Raw genomic sequence first — 16,748 nt, 5'->3', positions numbered from 1 at the left:
ACTACTCTCCCCGATCACGCACTCGGAGTGCCCCTCGCCGACCGTCCGACTTCCTGAGCGCAGTAATCCACGTGCGGACGATCGCACTACTGACGAGGACCGCGGTTCCAAAGATGAGGGCTAGACTCACGGCTTCGAGCGTCTCGACGCCATACACGACACTCACCTGCTTACTTGCGGTGGCGATACTCCCCGAGAGCAGCATCACTGCAAAGTATCCGTTGATGTCGGTCTCGTTTACCAGCTGCGTCGCACTCGCACCGATACGAGTGCCGAGCGCGCTTCCGCCGAGTAGCGCGGCGACGACGGGAATGTTGACTTCGTTCGACTGGGCGTAGACGAACGCTCCGAACGCACCCGTAACCGATATCTGGAGAATGCTGGTCCCGGCAGCGATTGCAGCGGGAACGCCGAACCCGTAGACCATTACAGGGAGCAGCAGGAACCCCCCACCGACGCCGAGACATCCGGAGAGAATGCCGATAATCAACCCGATAACGAGGATAACCCACACCGAAACGGTCGCACCGCCAGGTAACGACACCATCGGTGGGTGTTTGATGGCCTGAACCGTGGTAGTGACTCGTCCCGTTCCTACAGCTGTACTATCAGTACGAGTATCTCGCAGGACGGAGAGCCCGACCGCGCCGAGAAGCCCGACGTACACCACGCTGATTACGGAGTCGGCACTGCCGAGATCCGCAAGCAAAAACACGATCCGAGTGCCGATCTCGATACCGAGGGTCATTCCAAGAATCATCACTACCGCCAGTGTGTAGCTGATCTGGCCGTGATCGCGGTGGCTGAGCACACCGATGACACTGGTACCGAAGACGAACGCGAGCCCGCTCCCGACAGCAGTCGGGGCCGGATATCCGATCACCAACAGCGCTGGCGTCACGAGGAACGAGCCTCCCATCCCGAAGAATCCGAAGAGGATACCGATGATCAGGCCGAATCCGACGAAGAAACCAATACTTACGATACCAAGATCGAGGAATTCCACGGTCAGCCACTCACGAGTATTTTGCGGGTGGCCGGACCAGCAACGTGAATCAGCACCCCGTATCCGACGTACAGCACGAGCGCTTCTGTCAAGACGAAGCCGATCGTGGCAACAGCCTGCCCGAATTCACCGAATACTGAAGCGACCAGCAGGACGCTCAGCGGTACCAGAAATATGCTCATCTGAACGGCTCGGGCCGTCGATAACCCCCACTGGACCAATCCGTCGTTCCGATTACTCATGGCAGGCTCCGCCGTCGGTTTGAGCGCTTTCGGACGGCGTGACGTTCTGGTTGAGACTGAACAGGTTCGTCGGGTCGTACTCGTCCTTTAGCGCAACCAAACGTCCGTACGTCGGTCCAAACGTGGTCCGCATCGTGTCCTCGCCCCCTTCGAGGAATCCCGGGAAGTTCAGGTACACCGACCCGTCCGAGAACTGGCGCATGTCGTTCAGACAGTCGCGCACCCACTCGACGTTGGCGTCGTCGTCCGCCGGGCGCTCCCAGTTCGCTTCGACGCCAAGCAGAAATGGTGCGTGCCGTCCCGCGAACGCGCTGTCCTCGACGTCAACCTGGGAAATTTTGCCTCCCAACTGCCAGACATCGACCGTCGAGAGCGGTGACGGTGCCACACCGGACCAGTAGGTGATTCGATCGATGGCGGACTCCGACAGACTGTCGAGATATAGCGACTTCCAGTAGTAGCGCATCCCGTCAGGGTAATCCTCGTCGAAGAGTTGCTGAAACTCCACGTATGGCATTGTCCCGCTGAAGTCGGCGATCGGCTCTACGATCTCTCGCACGGGTGCCAGTGCCTGTTCGCCGTCCGCGACTGAACCCGCGTAACAGCCCGCGATTGCGATCTTGAGTTTGTCCACATCGTCCGCCGGGAAGAGTTCCCCGTCGGGTATCACACCGGACAGGGTGAGCAAGCTGACTTCCGGGGGCGCATCCGCGACGTAATCGCGGTAGGCTTCTAACACCTCGACCATCCGGTCACCCGAATAGAACACGAGACAGATCGCCACGTCCGGGCCGACCGGGTGCAGATCGAACTCGAAGCCGGTGACTACTCCGAAGTTGCCGCCGCCGCCGCGGAGTCCCCAGAAGAGGTCTGGATTCGCGTCTTCGCTGGCGGTCAGGTACTCACCGTCTGCGGTGACCACGTCTACGGATGCGAGGTTGTCACAGGTCAGACCGTACTTGCAGCGGAGATGACCGATGCCACCACCGAGCGTCAGGCCCGCGACGCCCGTCTCTGAGACGGCCCCCCCTGGCGTTGCGAGACCGAAGGTTTGGGTTTCGTGATCCACGTCGGCCCACGTGGCACCTGCCTGGACCCACGCTGTTCGCTCGGTAGGGTCTACCCACACGGCCCTCATCTCCGAGAGGTCGATAACGAGCCCGTCCTCGCAGACGGCGGTCCCGGCGACGTTGTGGCCGCCACCACGCACCGCTACCAGCAGGTCGTTCTCGCGGGCGAAGTTGACCGCGCTGATGACGTCGCGGACGCCACGACATCTGGCAATCAGGGCCGGATGCTTGTCGATCATCCCGTTCCACACCGCCCGTGCATCGTCGTAGTCATCGTCATCGGGACGAATCAAATCGCCGTGGAATCCGGCTTCGAACTGTTCCATCTGGTCGGTTGGGATGCCGTGTTGTGCCATACAACAGTGGACGACTGCAAGGGTGTTAGCCTCACCCACCAAGTAGAGTTCGGCGTCGAGAGTACTGGTTCAGCCAGTGAGACGAATTCCGGTGCGTGTACGGGATAGAGTTACTATCAGTGACAGCCTCTATCTAGTGAGTGACTCACATGGATCCTGACCAAGAAGACCGATTGGGGGAGGATGGCCGTCCGCCACCGGCTTCGCCGATCCTGGAGGCGGTTCTGGAAAACGAACGGAACCGTCGCTACCTGGGCCAGCGTCTTGACGCCGCGGGCGACCGGGTCGATACGGACCTGCTCGGCGACATCGTCAGGCACGGCCCGGTTCTCGAAATCCTGTTGGAACAACCGCTTGATCGCCGAGAGATCGAACAACGACTCGACGTTTCGCGGGCGACGAGCCACCGCTATACCCAGTGGCTCGACGAACAGGAATTCGTCGAGAAGGTGGATGGCCGATTTCAGTTGACTTGGCGCGGTGCAGTCATCGCCGAGGAGGTCCTCCGGTTCGAGGCGAACGTGCGGACCGCACACAGGATGACGCCACTTCTGGATGCGGTCTGTGGGGATCACCGGGACTTCGTCCTCGAACCGTTCGTGGACGCGACGATCACTGTCGCCGAACCGGGGGATCCTTACCGGCCGGTCGAGCGGTTCGTCTCACTCGTCAGCGAGTCGGAGACGTTCCGAGGGTTCAACACGACGCATATGGCACCGCTGGCTCTCGGCGAGTTCCACCATCGGGCGTTTGACGAAGCCGACACTGAGATCATTTACCTGCCGTACATCGTCGAGAAACTCTTGGAGACGTACCCTGAACGTGCTCGGGAAGCGATTGAACGCGGGCACCTGGCCCTCCGGACGCGTGATGAACTTCCGTACGGCCTAGCTCTCTTCGACGAACGCGTCGGAATCGGCGGCTACGATGAGACTACCGGCCTTATGCAGGTCTTTGTCGATACGGACGACCCGATCGCGTGTGAGTGGGCCGAACGGGTCTACGCGTCAGTCAGAGCTGACTCCAATCCGCTCGATACGATGGACCTGACTCGGTGATACGCTCTTCGCAGTCAGCACGGCGTTCCTAACTAACTCCAAAAATGATCGTCTTGGATCTTGTCTTCATCACGACAGAATGACTGTACTCAATCAGCGATTGATTTTCTCTCTGGTGGCCAGTTTGGCTGTACGCGAATTCCCGTGACACCCACTCGCCTGTTTGATCATCGAACGAAAGCACCGGGGACGTTCGAGTTGAAGTTTACCTTGCTGCTGTCAGGCGATTACTACTTCAAAAATATGGGCGCTGCAGGATTTGGAACCCCAACCTTTTCCCCTCGCTCACCCCTCCCGCGTCGGGGTTCGCGTCGGGCAAAAGCTTGACCAAAATGCTTGGTCCGAGGGTTCTCAATCATCTTCTGAGCTCGACTTGCCGCCCGTTTCGGCTGGCGATTCAATCCCTCATTCGAGAGGCAGTGACAAGAAGGTTCATGCTGGCCCGTATGGGCCGGTATGTTGCTTGTCACGCATGTCGGTACAAGACTGGGGTTGCCAGTAGCGCCCGCTTCTGACGGCTCTGCTCGATCGTGAGCAGTGCTTACCGGCCATGTGTGTCCGCTCCTGGACTTCACTCGCGCTTCCACCCCTCTTCGAGATTTACCTAACATCTGGCGCATCATCGGACGAATGGATAACCCACTGGGCCAACACTGTAAGCAGTACCTGGACTCTTCGAAGATACTGGTTAGAACACGTCTGACCCGCTGTCAGTCCTCACTCTGTCGGGCGTGAGCCTGTGAGCGTCGCCTGACCGTCTTCACCGCCGTCAAGCGTTACATACTCTTCTACTACCACGCCCGGACCCAAATGGCTCAGCAAGCGTTCCTGATCATCCTCGGAGCGGTCTCGTTGCGAGCGTCGCGGCAAGTCTGGCCCGTCAACGTTGCTAACTAGCACCGCGTCACGCGGCGTCGCCGAGAACTCCCCGACTGGCCTTCGGTCTATCGGAAGCGAGCGGAGACTGATTCGAGGTACGTCTCCAGAACCCAAAATTCTATGTGGTCACTCAAATAATCTGCAAAAAACGGTGCATAGATGAATAGTCTCTCCTTTCTCTTCTCAGAGAACTTCGGTACGTTCCTTCAGCAGCTCCCCGTGCAGCTTCCGGTCTCGTTCGACGTGGTCGTCGTACTGGCCATCATCGCTGTTGTTTTCATTCTCTTCATCACCCAGCCGGTACCAATTGACGCCACTGCAGTCGGGCTCGTAGTCGTGCTTGTCCTGCTTGGGGAGTGGACGGGCGTATCACCAGCGGAGGGCGTCTCAGGATTTTCGAACCCGGCGACGCTCACGGTGCTGGCGATGTTCGTGCTGAGCGAAGGGGTCCGGCGGACCGGCGTCATCCAAATCCTCACGCGGAAACTGGTCGCCTTCGCCGGAGACAACGAGTTCCGGCAGTTGCTCGCCACGGTCAGTCTCTCTGGCCCCCCTGGTGGGGTCGTTAGCAACGTCTCGATCGTCGCCGTGTTGATACCCGCGATCACGGACCTCGCTCGGCAGACAAAGACCTCACCCTCAAAGCTCCTGATACCACTGTCGTTCGCGTCGATGCTCGGTGGGATGCTCACCGTCGTCGGAACGATAACGAACCTCCTGGCGAGCGAAGTGTGGGTCCAAGTGGGTGGTCCCGACGCGCAGCCGTTCAGCCTGCTTGAGTTCACGCATCTGGGTGCCATCGTCTTGCTCGTCGGGATCGTTTACTTGCTTACGGTCGGTCGGTATCTCACCCCAGCACGGATCCAGCCGGCAGGGTCTCCCACCGAATCGTTCGGCATGTCCGACTACCTCACGGACGTGGTCGTTATGGAAGACTCGCCGCTCATCGGTTCCCGGGTCAGGGAAATAAGCGAGGAAGACCTCGATTTGGACGTGTTTCAGATCGTCCGTGGACACCGGAGACTCTCCCGCGGACTCGATTCGGAACGAATCCAGGCGGGCGACGTTCTCTCCGTCAGGGCCGACCAAGATACCCTCCAAGAGATCATCGAGCAGGACCACCTGCAACTGTTACCGGAGGTAATGGAGGCGGCCGAGGAGGACGAAGAACTCCTCCCGCCGGGGTTCTCGCCACGGCATCACGGCTGGCAGTCGATCGACGCGGAGCGCAGTAATTCTCTCGCCGAGGGCGAAGCGTCTAGCGAAGATACAGAGGAGAAAGAGAGCGAGGAGACGACCGAAGAGGTTCCTGACGACGAAATTGAGCTCACCGAAGTCGTGCTCTTGCCCGGGACATGGTCGAGGCGACGCAGCAGTGTCGCGGACTTCGAGAGCGACTATGACGTGACACTGCTGGCGATCCGGCGTGGCGACGAGGTGATCCGCAAGCGCTTCCGAGAGGTGCGATTGCGGGCCGGTGACGTCATCCTGGTGCAGGCCTCTGACAAAGTGCTCGAACGCATTTCGAGGGACACGAACGTGGCCATCTCCGGCGAGGACCGATGGGAGGATTTCGATCGGTCGCAGATCCCCCATCTCGCTGGGGATCCTCGCCGGTGTCCTTGGACTCGCAGCACTCGATGTCCTGACGCTCATGGTGAGTGCGTTGACGGGCGTTGCGGCGATGTTCTTCACGGGCATCCTCACCCCCGAGGACGCATACGACGCCATCGACTGGCAAGTGATCTTCATGGTGGCGGGCGTCATTCCGCTGGGTATCGCGGTCGAGGCCTCTGGCACAGCAGACGTCATCGCTGACCTCATCGTCTCCGCGGGCGTCCTCTTACCCGTGATCGCAGTCTTGGGACTGTTCTACTTGGGAACCGCACTGATTACGGAGATGGTCAGTAACTCTGCTAGCGTGGTGTTGATGTTACCGGTCGGAGTCGAGGTCGCCGGCCAACTCGGCGCTAACCCCTTCGCGTTCGCTATGGCCGTGACCTTCGCTGCCAGCACACCGCTCCTGACCCCTGTTGGCTACCAGACGAACCTCATGGTCTACGGGCCAGGTGGGTACAAATTCACGGATTTTGCACGCGTCGGGGCACCGTTACAGGTGATACTGACTGTCGTTACGACTGCTGGCATCGAATTTTTCTGGGGACTGTGAACAACGATGAGTAATGAGTCTCTGTTTCCACTGATTATCTCCGGGGATTATAGATTCCCCTGTGAGAACTTTTCATCACTCTATTTCTAATTCACCAGTACTTCCCCGAGCGTCGGTTTCACTATTCTCATTCCATTCGATTTCGAACTCGATACTCAACTCACCCGGACTATCGGCTGGTCCTTCGCGTTCGGCCTTCACCTCGAACGTCGATCGGTCAGGGGGCGTCATCGTCACTGACTGCTTACCGGCGGTCAACGTGAGGTCGTCGCCTGCATCGAGTTTCTCCGCGACACGGCGGAGGTACGAAGCGATCTCAGCACGACTTTGGGTTCCTTCGGACTGAAAGAGGACTTCTTCGGGCATACAATCGTCCATTCGCGTCACAGGCGGATAAATGGCGGCGCTGTCCTGTGTATCCTAATCGTTATGCCGCATAATGGGCGCTGCAGGCTCCGGTTCGACTGTCGAACGAATCGACCTTTGAGGCGTGAGGCGGCCAAATTCGGGCGTTTCAGAACCAGCAAATATAGGCACATTTTTGGCAAGTGCATGCGCCTCTGCTGCATACACAGCGCGTCTACAGCACAATCACGTCGGTTGCCCGGGTGAATCAGTCAAATAAGGGCGGTAGGACAGACTGTTTGCTTAAATCCTGTTCACTCGCTTGGCAGACTCGAAATAATCGATTCGGTTAGAGCCGGCTCTAGTCCAGTGTCTCGGGATCCAGCAGCGAGGTTGACATCGACAGCCCAATACTGGCCGTCGTGATCGTTGACCAGGTCAACCCCCACACCTCGGAGGTCGAACCGTTCGACGAGTTCTCGTAGCGACGCTGCAAGTGCTGACCTGATCTGTATCTGGCCAAGGAACTGCTTCTCCCCGTAGAGCTTCGAGGTGACGCGCCGCCCCGCGACGTGTATCCGTGACCCGTCGTTGACGGCATAGTACTTGTAATCGACTGGCTCCGTCGGGATTAGTTCCTGATTGAAATCCCCTTCGCCGTTGAGTTCCGGCTCGTCGTTCCAGATGTAGTAGCCTTTTGCGACGTACTCGCCGTCGGGTTTCTCGAAGGTGACTTCCGGTGTGTGAAATCCCACCTCCGAAAGCGCCCGAAGACCGACCAGCCGTGAACTGAATAAAACCGTCGCCTGAAGGTTGTTCCACAGCTCTGTCCCTGTCCGTTGAGCATACCTGAGAACGGGGAGTGCACTCGGGAGCGTCTTCTTGTTGACAACCAACGAGAGGTCGGCGATATGAGCTGGTGAAAGGATGGATCGAGGAGGGAAGAATCGAACCTGAAAGCTTGCGTTCCGAAGACGATCAGCTACTTCACTGAACACCGGCTTGTTCTTTTGACACAGGATACCGATAATGCGATCATCTTCCATCGGGATCTACGTTGATGTTCAAGCGTGAATCTGAAGACTATTCGGGTATGTAGCTGAACGAATTCAATTCCACGTAAGGGGTATCTCGTTGAATGTAGGGAATGGCCCGACAAGTGTGACGCACACTGAACAACCCTATCTACTCAACACGGCGGGCACATGTATCGGTGCAGGCTATGTTGTATCTCCTGTATGCCTGAAGAAGTTTTCTTTCAGTCGGAGGGGTCCGAGAGTCGAGTTGGGATTGCATCGTATCTTCATTGAGTCGCTGACAAACTCGATGCAGGTGGCGATATTACCCTGACCGGCGGCGGCCAGTCAGTGACGATGCCACCCCCTGCCCGACCGACGTTCGAGGTGAAAGCCGGGCGCGAAGGACCGACCGATAGTCCCGGTGAGCTGAGTCTCGAGTTCGAGATAGAGTGGGCTGAAGATGGAGACGATGGAAACGGCGAAAGCGGTGGTGGGTTAGAAATCGAGTGAAGTCGGTCCTCTATGGGGAATCGATATTTTGCGGAGATACCCGGTAAGACCAGATCAACAACCACGACTAACGAAGCACCCGATCACGATTCGATCTCTCTGATAATTTTGTCGGCTTGCTCACGGGCTTTTTCTTCACCCACGTTTTTCTTGATCAACACAGACTGGACTACCCAATCATCGGTGTCTTTCCGCTTTCCCATCCGCACCTCGCTTCCCTCCGAGACGGAATCAGAGACACGGTCCGCCCAGTCTGGTGTTCGAATCTGATCGAACTGGTCAGGATCCCGATACCGGGCGTGGATGTACTCGTCCTCTGTTGTGATCGACTTGAGATCTGGAATCCGAGCCATCGTTGTCAATACGCTGAGGACATGGAAAAATCAACCGGTCGGTTCGATACTGATGGTTTATCGGAAGTACTTGCCCGCCAGCCAGATCGAGAGCGCTCTAGGACTCGTCCTCGGTGGGCCAAGAGAGCCGTCATCGTGTGTTGATGGCTGGTCTGTACAGGAGACTCGTAAGCGAGTGTCCACGTGGGGGCGCTTTACGGAATGATGGTTACGGGTATTTCATCCGCACCGACGACGGTTTTGGCGGCGCTACCCAGGAAAGCCTGACCGAGACGTCCGGTACCGTGATGACCCATGATGACATGATCGTAGTCTCGCTCAGCAGCTACATCCAGGATTAATGAACCAACTCGGTTAGCATAGCGAGGGGAGGCCATCTGTGTGATCGGGATGATTTCTGGATCGCCTTCGATACCGGCTTTCGTAAGCATAGACTTCGCCCGGTCTAGGAGGTCTTGCTTAGCCTCCCCCTCATAATCAGTGATGTGAATGACGTGAAGCGAGCCCTCAAACCGTGAGGTGAACTCAGTAGCGAACGCCAGTGCGCGAAAACTACATTTTGAGCCGTCAATTGGGGCGAGTACTCTCATGCGTGTTCCTTCAGCCCCCAATTACAAAATGGTGTCTCGAAAGTGGATTCACCCCGGATGTTTGGTATGTTGCTGCGTGGTTCACCGTTTCAGGGTGTGAATCTGGGTCACAATCTGCGGTCACCTGACGATAAGAACCGATTCCTCCACAGATCGCAGACCCGTGTCTTTGGACCGGTTGATGACGTCCTCGACGGCATCGGTCGCGGCCTGTTCTCTGTCCTCCCCGGACACGGTCGAGCGAACATCCGGACCTAGTGACGTATCGTCCACGACAGACAACGCGTGAACCGTCGCGTCGAGAGACGCTGCAAGGGAGAGCCCATGCTCGGCAGAAGGGGCCGCACCGGCGCTCCCGTCTGTCGGTATGAGGATGTTCTCGTAGGGGAATATCAGTTGTTCATCGGGCTGCATTCACGCCGTAAGAACGGGGACAGAAGACAGACGGACGACCTTCTCCGTGACGCTTCCGAGAAGCTACCGTGAAACTCCTTCCCGACCGTGTGAACGCGAGTTCCGTCATCGACAGCGTAGTACTTGTAATCGACATCGGCGGCGGGAATCCGCGCTTGATAGAAATCGCCCTGGCCGTTCAGCTCCGGCTCGCCGTCCCAGACGTAAGCGTCTTTAGCCACGTATTCGCCCGCGGGCTTCTCCAGAGAGTGGTGGAGTGCGAAATCCCACCGCTTCGAGCGGTGAGAGAGTAATCAACCGCGAGCTAAACGCGATCGTCATCGTCAGACTGTTTCAGAGGGGGGTTTCCGTCCGGTGAGCGTATCGCAAAGCAGGAAGCGTGACGGGGAACACTTGCTTGTTGACCAGCAGGTTGAGTTCGTCGATCTGGGTCGGTGAAACGGCCGAGTGCGGATCGAAGAACCGAACAGAAAAGTCCTGTTCTCGCAGGCGTTCGGCGACTTCGCCGAACACGGGTTGATCAGTAGCACAGAGGAAGCCGATACGTCCCTCCCCACTCGCAGTCATGGTGTAGCTGTCATGACTCCGCTGGGGGAATAGGCGTTTGGCTGCCTGTTTTGATCGACGCTCTCACTGTCGGGACCTGGCTCGGTCGAACCCAAATTGGAATCGAGAACACCGTTTCCGTGCATCGTCACGAGTCGGACGTTCCGAATCGCCGTCGGAATTCACGCTCTATCTGCCCGAGCACGAGGGGGAGGAGACTCATCCCGAACACGAGTAGCCACCCCTCGACCCCAATCGGGGTAGTGCTCAGCGCCAGGGAGATGCCAGGCAGGTAGACTGCGCCGATGAGGATCACCGATGACAGCCCCAGTGCGCCCCACACGTACAGGTTTTCCGTGATTTCATTTCTGACGAGACCGGACGTGATATCCCGGACGTTAAACACGTGCCAGAGCTGGGCAAAGGCTAACGTGAGGAACGAAATCGTGACGGCCTCATCGGTGTCCATACCGCCGGCGTACATCCCACCGCCGATCACGAACGCACCGATGACCGCGGCTGAAATCAGTATTCCAAATATCCCCAGTTCGGTCCAGTTGGTCCGCGTCATAATCGGTTCCTCGGGATCACGAGGTGGACGGTCCATAATATCGCTGCTGCCGCCGCAGGCACCGAGCGCGAATGCCGGGAAAATGTCTGTCACGACGTTGAGGAAGAGAATCTGTAGGGGGAGCAAGGGCAGCGGAAAGCCGAGGAGCGCGGCGATCAGAATGACGAGCAGTTCGCTGACGTTACACGACATGAGATACAGCACGAACTTCCTGATGTTACTGAAAATGATCCGTCCCTCTCTGACGGCGTGATAGATGCTCTCGAAGTTGTCGTCCTGCAGGATCATGTCCGACGCTTCCTGGGCGACTTGCGTCCCGCGCTGACCCATCGCTACGCCGATGTCGGCTCGCTTGAGCGCCGGCGCGTCGTTGACGCCGTCGCCCGTCATTGCGACGATAGAACCGGCGGCTTGGTGGACATCGATCAAATCGAGTTTGTTGGCGGGATCGACTCGCGCGAAGACTGAGGCGTCCACGAACCGATCCCGCTCCGTCTGGGTGAGGTTTTCGACGTCGTCGAGTTCACGGCCCTGGATGACCTCGGTGTCGTCCGACTCTATCAGTCCGACACTCCGGGCGATGTTTTTGGCCGTTCCCGCGTGGTCGCCGGTCACCATAACGACACGTATTCCCGCGTCCTGACACTGCTGGATCGTCGATCTGACTTCCTCGCGCGGTGGATCAAGCAATCCAACGAGCCCGATTAGCGACAAATCCTCGTAGGGTGAATCCTCTTCATGATCTACCTCTTTCCGAGCGAGCGCAAGAACACGCAACCCATCCTCAGCCATTCGCTCGCTCTTCTCGATCCACTCGTCCTTCTCGGCCGCCGGTAGCTCTCGGGAGTCCTCCCCTGTCACCACCCGAGAAGACGAGTCGATGACCGCCTCCGGAGCCCCCTTTACGGCGACCGTGTACCGTCCGTCGGAGTCGTGGTACGTCGCCATCATCTTGACGGCCGGGTCGAACGATACCTCTCGGGATTCCGGCAGCGATTCGATGAGGACGTCCCGGTCGAGCCCTCCCTTTATGCCAGCGATCAGGAGAGCGACTTCCATCGGGTCGCCCGTTACGTTCAGCTCGCCGTCTTCCTCGGTCACGGAGGCGTTGTTACAGAGGACTCCCATCTTGAGCGCCTCCTGCATGGCGGGGTCCTGTGGCTCGTCTCGCTCTTGGTCGCCATGCCGAAAGGTCCCGTCAGTGTCGAGTCCAGTCCCCGTGACCTCCACCGAGCCATTCGCCAGCTCGTAGGCAGCCACAGTCATCTTGTTCTCCGTCAACGTCCCCGTTTTATCAGTACAAATGACGGTTGTGGAGCCGAGCGTCTCGACGGAGGCGAGGTTGCTGATGAGTGCGCTGCGGTCGGCCATCCGCCACATCCCCCTTGCCAACACGAGTGTGGCGACGATGGGGAGCCCTTCCGGTACCGTCGCAACCGCCAGCGCGATGGCCGTTTCGACCATCAGGAAGAGATCCTGTCCCCTGAGCCATCCGGATACAAGGACGATAGCCGCCACCACGAGGAGTAATGGAACGAGCTTCTGTCCCAGCTCGTCTAGCTTCTCTTGGAGTGGCGTCTTCTTCTCACCCGTCTCTTGGAGCGATGCCGATATCTGCCCCAGTTCCGTGTCCGGCCCCGTGGCGACAACGACTGCTTCTGCGGTCCCGCGGGTCAGGTACGTCCCTTTGTAGAGCATATTCTCCCGTTCGGCAAGGGGCACGTCCTCATCGAGGGGTTCGTTCGTTTTGCCGACGGGGACCGACTCGCCAGTGAGAGCCGACTCATCTACTTGAAGTCTAGACGGATCTACTACCCGTAGGTCGGCTGGGATGATGTCACCAGCATCGAGAATGACGATATCCCCCGGAACTAGATTTTCCGCCGGGATCTCCTGATCGTCGCCCGCTCTGCGGACTCTGGTTTCGACCTCCGTCATCTCCTGCAGGCTCTCCATCGAACGGATAGCTCGCATCTCGGTGACGAAGCCGATGGCACCGTTGATGAGGAGAACAGCGAGAACTGCGGTCCCCTCGATGATGTCCCCCATCACGAATGCTGCCACGGCCGCGACTGCGAGCAGGAGGACGATGACACTCGTAAACTGGCTTATCAGAACCTCTAGCCAACGTCGCTGTTCGATTTCGTGTAGCTCATTAGGACCGAATTGCTCTCGTCTGTGCTCGACTTCTTCGTCCGTTAGCCCCTCCTCTTTCGATACCTCGAGGTGCTCTAGGACGTCGCTCACCGGCCGCGACCACGGTGACTGACTCCCGCTCCTCTCTCGGACCATTACTCAGTGAGGAACCGCTGATCTAACGTCACAGGACTACTTGCGACCTGAAGCGTTGTGTAGCTTATGTTTAGGTAGCTCTGCGTCGTGGCTCAGACTGCGATACGGTCTCAAATCCCCACTCACGATTCAGTCACTGAAAGCGCTGGTTTGAGACCATCTGACAAATGTGCTCGACTATGCTGTACCTGTCTCATTCGTCGGTGGTAATGGCTTGACCAAAAATACGTAGTCTTCGTAGGCGTTGTCAAGATTCGTCAGGCTCTCATCGTCTGCATGGTCTTGACATAAAACGGCCGTTGCTTCGACTGCACCGTGCCCTGTTTCTTCCTGGTACCGTTCAAGGACTTCAAACACCGCCGGCTCGTCACATCCGCGACGGTGACACAGCCGAGGCGAGTCTGGGCTGTTATCATCTCCACGTCGAGTTTTATCGGTCTTATCTACTGTCTCGTCAGGCGGTTCGATCTCGTCGGCACGGGTGCGCGCCTCCGTTATCTCACGCTCTCGCTGACATCGTTCTTCGTTATCCGCCTGCTTTTCCCGTCCCTCTTTGGTGTCTGCCATCTGTATCCTTAGGGGATCGGATGGGATAATTCTGTGGTCATTTGTGGCATGCATGATCGAGACGAGCGCCGTATCGGGCCGAATCGCATCTTCGATGTCGCTGGATCACCGCGACCGTCCTGGTCGGGGAGATACTCGTGTTCGCTCATCTGCCTGATTTTCGAGCCAATTGGACGTTTCAATCACCACCGAGTGTTTAATAGACGTAATGTCTTGAGTGCTTCAAATTGCGACTACAGTGACCCACCACCATAATTAGTGGTCGTGGATCTTACCATCGGAGAATCGCCAACGATACTCAAGTCACTACCTAACAAAGTCTCTGTATGGACCTCGGAATCATCTTGGAGACCAACGATCCCGAGCGCGTCTGGAACGCGTTCCGTCTCGCTAACACAGCGCTCGGTGCAGATCATACAGTCGAAACCTTCCTCCTCGGTGACGGTGTCGATGCACCAGATCTCGAACACGAGAAATTTAATCCACACGGTGTAATACTCAAGTACACCCAGAACGGCGGTGAACTCGCTGCCTGTGGAACGTGTCTCGACTCCCGCGACCTTGACGCAGACGACCTCAGACCACGCGGGACGATGGAAGATTGCCTGCGAATCGTCGAGGGTGCCGAGAAGGTGCTTACCATAGGGTAGCCAAACATCCCATACTAAGGAATTACTATGGATTAGTCAGAATCTGCCGATGACGTTTTGTCACTCATGTGTATAGTCAAGGTTGCCGAGCGGTGTCCGGATATCCAGAGAACCGTTGTCGCTGGAGACCGGAATCGGATACTGTAGCGTTCCTTGTTGCTGTCTATCTCGTATGTGCAGCGCTCGTAACTTCAGAACTATATACTTGGTGTTTGCTGAAATTAGGTCCAATTATTTCATTTTCTGATTTCTCCTTTGCTTTGTTCTATAATTTCTCGGGTTATCGAAGTGAAGGATCAAGGTTGCATTGCCCTGTATTCGGATGAGAAACCCAGACGCTGAGGGCTAAGACCGTAGAAATCGTCTGAAAATAAACTCGACTGAACGCTACAGAACCAATTTAAATCATTATCGTCGAAATGATTTATTAGAGTATGACCTGCTGCGATCAGGAGCAGGAACTCGAATCACCGTTACGTCTATACTGTATCGTAACTTAGTGGATCGTAACGATGAAGACGGTCACCACGCGCATCCCGGAAGACGACGAGGAGGCACTCGCCGAACTCGAAGCGGAGATGAGTGCCGACCGATCGGAGGTGCTCCGACGACTGATTCGACAGGGGCTCGACGACTGGCGCACGGAGCGAGCACTCGACCAGCTCCGAGACCACTCCATCACGCTGCGGAAGGCAGCCGAACTGGCGGACGTCTCGTACGTCGAGATGCTGACGCTCGCTACTGAGGAGGGCATCGACGTCGGGTACACGACCGACGACCTCGAACGAGACCTCGACCGAATCTGATGGTCCTCGTAGACTCGTCCGCGTTGGTCCCACTCGCGTGGGTTGGCCGGCTCGACCTCGTCTCCACAATCTTCGACGACATTCGAACGACCGAGGAGGTTCGAGCGGAAGTGCTCATCGAAGGAAAGCGTGGTACGGCGGCGCTCGACGAGTTTCTGGAGGGCGTCGCTGTACACGACACGCCAGCCCGGGCCGACGAAGTCGCGTCGATGGAAGGGATCGCGGTGGCCGACGCGTCGGTGATCCTATTGGCTGAGGACTACGAGGATATCCTCCTCGCCAACGAGAAGGGGCTGATAGAGGTCGCTCGGAGTCACGGCGTCGAATGCTGGTGGGTGACGACGCTGTTGCTCAGTTGTACTAAAGAAGGCGATTTGACGGCGGACGAGGCGACCGACGTCCTCTACGACCTTCTGAACGAGGGAATGAATCTCCATCCGAAAGTCTACGCGAAAGTGCAAAAGAAGCTCCAAGAATTAGGAGCCTGATTCGAGTTCTATAGCTTGTTTCCGTGCACTCCAGACACGGGATCCGGAGTCCCTGAGCATGCGGACTTCGGTGCTGACACCATCACGTGCAAGGATGTTGCACAGTTCCGCTACAATGTTCGAAGGAAGTACGAACAGGCACGGCAGCTCGTCGGTGCAGTCACCTCCCCTGAGCGAGAGGACGTACTCACAAGCCTAACGGTCACGTGGTTGAACGTGTGCACTCTGCAGAAAGTAATGGATCGCCGTCAGCCAGATGACGAGACCGTGGATGACATCATCTCGCGGCTCCTCGTCGAGAAGGAAACGCGGCGCTCACTCGACGAATTCGTCAAGGGATACCTCGAAGCCCGCGGAAAGGGGAACGTATCCCAGCTCGCTATTGTTCGCCCGGGGAGATCTCCATCACTCTATTTCTAATCCGCCAGCACTCCCCCCCGCGTCGGTTTCACCACCTTCGTTCCATTCGATTTCGAACTCAATGCTCAACTCACCCAGACTATCGGTCGGCCCTTCGCGTTCGGCCTTCACCTCGAACGTCGATGGGTCAGGAGGCGTCATCGTCACCGACTGCTCACCGGCAGTCAACGTGATGTCGTCGCCAGCATCGAGTTTCTCTGCGACTTGGCGAAGATACGAAGCGATCTCTGCACGATTACGGGATCCCTCGGATTGAAAGAGGATTTCTTCGGGCATACAATCATCCATTCGCGTCACAGACCGTTAAATGGTGGCTCTAGGGATCAACTATTCCCCGAGGTAGCTCGATACGTTCCGTCGAACCTTTTTGGTACCTGAAAATGAATCCGCCGTTAT

At 57.4% G+C, this 16,748-nt stretch carries 18 protein-coding genes and 3 pseudogenes; 9 read left to right on the top strand and 12 right to left on the bottom strand.

The genetic code is table 11. The annotated features are described in order from the left end of the window. Position 1 precedes the first annotated feature (1 nt). From U4E84_RS10160 to U4E84_RS10150, 3 genes are read right to left on the bottom strand one after another with little or no spacing between them, the layout of a single operon-like run. Entirely contained in the window at positions 2-1,006 is a 1,005-nt protein-coding gene (locus U4E84_RS10160; RefSeq protein ID WP_322531977.1) for a sulfite exporter TauE/SafE family protein, read from the bottom strand. A gap of 2 nt (positions 1,007-1,008) precedes the next feature. After that, positions 1,009-1,188: a hypothetical protein gene (locus U4E84_RS10155; RefSeq protein ID WP_322531976.1), complete on the bottom strand. Its 180-nt coding sequence runs from the start codon at positions 1,186-1,188 to the stop codon at positions 1,009-1,011. A gap of 52 nt (positions 1,189-1,240) precedes the next feature. Further along, a complete protein-coding gene (locus tag U4E84_RS10150) occupies positions 1,241-2,674 on the bottom strand; it encodes an FAD-binding oxidoreductase (RefSeq protein WP_345785505.1) in 1,434 nt (477 codons plus the stop codon). Positions 2,675-2,823: 149 nt separating this feature from the next. Between U4E84_RS10150 and U4E84_RS10145 the strand changes: the two genes are divergently transcribed. From U4E84_RS10145 to U4E84_RS10135, 3 genes and pseudogenes are all read left to right on the top strand, one after another. Then, positions 2,824-3,732 (top strand): transcriptional regulator, encoded by a 909-nt coding sequence (locus U4E84_RS10145; protein ID WP_322531974.1) that lies wholly within the window; start codon positions 2,824-2,826, stop codon positions 3,730-3,732. 1,038 nt (positions 3,733-4,770) lie between these two features. Next, a pseudogene (locus tag U4E84_RS10140) lies at positions 4,771-5,664 on the top strand (SLC13 family permease); the annotation flags it as partial. A 424-nt stretch (positions 5,665-6,088) separates the two neighbouring features. Further along, positions 6,089-6,781, top strand: a complete 693-nt coding sequence (locus U4E84_RS10135) for an SLC13 family permease (RefSeq protein WP_345785504.1) — start codon at positions 6,089-6,091, stop codon at positions 6,779-6,781. 75 nt (positions 6,782-6,856) lie between these two features. Here the strand turns inward: U4E84_RS10135 and U4E84_RS10130 are convergent, their stop codons facing one another. Both U4E84_RS10130 and U4E84_RS10125 read right to left on the bottom strand, forming a co-directional pair. Beyond that, entirely contained in the window at positions 6,857-7,147 is a 291-nt protein-coding gene (locus tag U4E84_RS10130) for an amphi-Trp domain-containing protein (protein WP_322531972.1), read from the bottom strand. Between the two features lie 293 nt (positions 7,148-7,440). Then, positions 7,441-8,172, bottom strand: coding sequence for a hypothetical protein (locus tag U4E84_RS10125; RefSeq protein ID WP_322531971.1), 732 nt, complete (start codon positions 8,170-8,172; stop codon positions 7,441-7,443). 192 nt (positions 8,173-8,364) lie between these two features. On the opposite strand from U4E84_RS10125, the pseudogene U4E84_RS10120 reads away from it, so the two are divergent. Continuing rightward, positions 8,365-8,655 (top strand): annotated as a pseudogene (locus U4E84_RS10120) (amphi-Trp domain-containing protein). Positions 8,656-8,738: 83 nt separating this feature from the next. Here the strand turns inward: U4E84_RS10120 and U4E84_RS10115 are convergent. From U4E84_RS10115 to U4E84_RS10105, 3 genes and pseudogenes are all read right to left on the bottom strand, one after another. Then, complete coding sequence (locus U4E84_RS10115) at positions 8,739-9,008, bottom strand: hypothetical protein (protein ID WP_322531970.1); 270 nt, start codon at positions 9,006-9,008, stop codon at positions 8,739-8,741. Positions 9,009-9,202: 194 nt separating this feature from the next. Beyond that, positions 9,203-9,598 carry a universal stress protein gene (locus tag U4E84_RS10110; RefSeq protein WP_322531969.1) on the bottom strand — a complete coding sequence of 132 codons (396 nt, stop codon included), beginning with the start codon at positions 9,596-9,598 and terminating at the stop codon, positions 9,203-9,205. A 156-nt stretch (positions 9,599-9,754) separates the two neighbouring features. Beyond that, a pseudogene (locus U4E84_RS10105) lies at positions 9,755-10,105 on the bottom strand (universal stress protein); the annotation flags it as partial. On the opposite strand from U4E84_RS10105, the gene U4E84_RS10100 reads away from it, so the two are divergent. After that, positions 10,081-10,305: a hypothetical protein gene (locus U4E84_RS10100; protein WP_322531967.1), complete on the top strand. Its 225-nt coding sequence runs from the start codon at positions 10,081-10,083 to the stop codon at positions 10,303-10,305. The pseudogene U4E84_RS10105 and the gene U4E84_RS10100 sit on opposite strands and share 25 nt — an antisense overlap. A gap of 40 nt (positions 10,306-10,345) precedes the next feature. Here U4E84_RS10100 and U4E84_RS10095 read toward each other — a convergent pair whose 3' ends face one another. The 3 genes from U4E84_RS10095 to U4E84_RS10085 all read right to left on the bottom strand — a co-directional run bounded on the left by U4E84_RS10095 (position 10,346) and on the right by U4E84_RS10085 (position 13,988). After that, positions 10,346-10,579: a hypothetical protein gene (locus U4E84_RS10095; RefSeq protein WP_322531966.1), complete on the bottom strand. Its 234-nt coding sequence runs from the start codon at positions 10,577-10,579 to the stop codon at positions 10,346-10,348. A gap of 127 nt (positions 10,580-10,706) precedes the next feature. Further along, positions 10,707-13,376 carry a cation-transporting P-type ATPase gene (locus U4E84_RS10090; RefSeq protein WP_322531965.1) on the bottom strand — a complete coding sequence of 890 codons (2,670 nt, stop codon included), beginning with the start codon at positions 13,374-13,376 and terminating at the stop codon, positions 10,707-10,709. A gap of 222 nt (positions 13,377-13,598) precedes the next feature. After that, positions 13,599-13,988, bottom strand: a complete 390-nt coding sequence (locus U4E84_RS10085) for a hypothetical protein (protein WP_322531964.1) — start codon at positions 13,986-13,988, stop codon at positions 13,599-13,601. Between the two features lie 326 nt (positions 13,989-14,314). Between U4E84_RS10085 and U4E84_RS10080 the strand changes: the two genes are divergently transcribed. The 4 genes from U4E84_RS10080 to U4E84_RS10065 all read left to right on the top strand — a co-directional run bounded on the left by U4E84_RS10080 (position 14,315) and on the right by U4E84_RS10065 (position 16,352). Continuing rightward, positions 14,315-14,638, top strand: coding sequence for a DsrE family protein (locus U4E84_RS10080; RefSeq protein WP_322531963.1), 324 nt, complete (start codon positions 14,315-14,317; stop codon positions 14,636-14,638). A 512-nt stretch (positions 14,639-15,150) separates the two neighbouring features. Then, a complete protein-coding gene (locus U4E84_RS10075; RefSeq protein WP_322531962.1) occupies positions 15,151-15,444 on the top strand; it encodes a UPF0175 family protein in 294 nt (97 codons plus the stop codon). Beyond that, complete coding sequence (locus U4E84_RS10070; RefSeq protein WP_322531961.1) at positions 15,444-15,932, top strand: hypothetical protein; 489 nt, start codon at positions 15,444-15,446, stop codon at positions 15,930-15,932. The genes U4E84_RS10075 and U4E84_RS10070 overlap by 1 nt, the downstream gene beginning before the upstream one ends. 237 nt (positions 15,933-16,169) lie before the next feature. After that, positions 16,170-16,352 (top strand): hypothetical protein, encoded by a 183-nt coding sequence (locus tag U4E84_RS10065; RefSeq protein ID WP_322531960.1) that lies wholly within the window; start codon positions 16,170-16,172, stop codon positions 16,350-16,352. Here U4E84_RS10065 and U4E84_RS10060 read toward each other — a convergent pair. Beyond that, entirely contained in the window at positions 16,338-16,628 is a 291-nt protein-coding gene (locus U4E84_RS10060) for an amphi-Trp domain-containing protein (RefSeq protein ID WP_322531959.1), read from the bottom strand. The two genes, U4E84_RS10065 and U4E84_RS10060, sit on opposite strands and share 15 nt — an antisense overlap. Between the last annotated feature and the right edge of the window lie 120 nt (positions 16,629-16,748).

It is taken from the genome of Halorubrum sp. AD140 (genome assembly GCF_034497445.1).
Lineage (GTDB): Archaea > Halobacteriota > Halobacteria > Halobacteriales > Haloferacaceae > Halorubrum.
The sequence above is the reverse complement of the archived record's forward strand: the minus strand, read 5'-3'. Positions and strand labels throughout refer to the sequence as shown.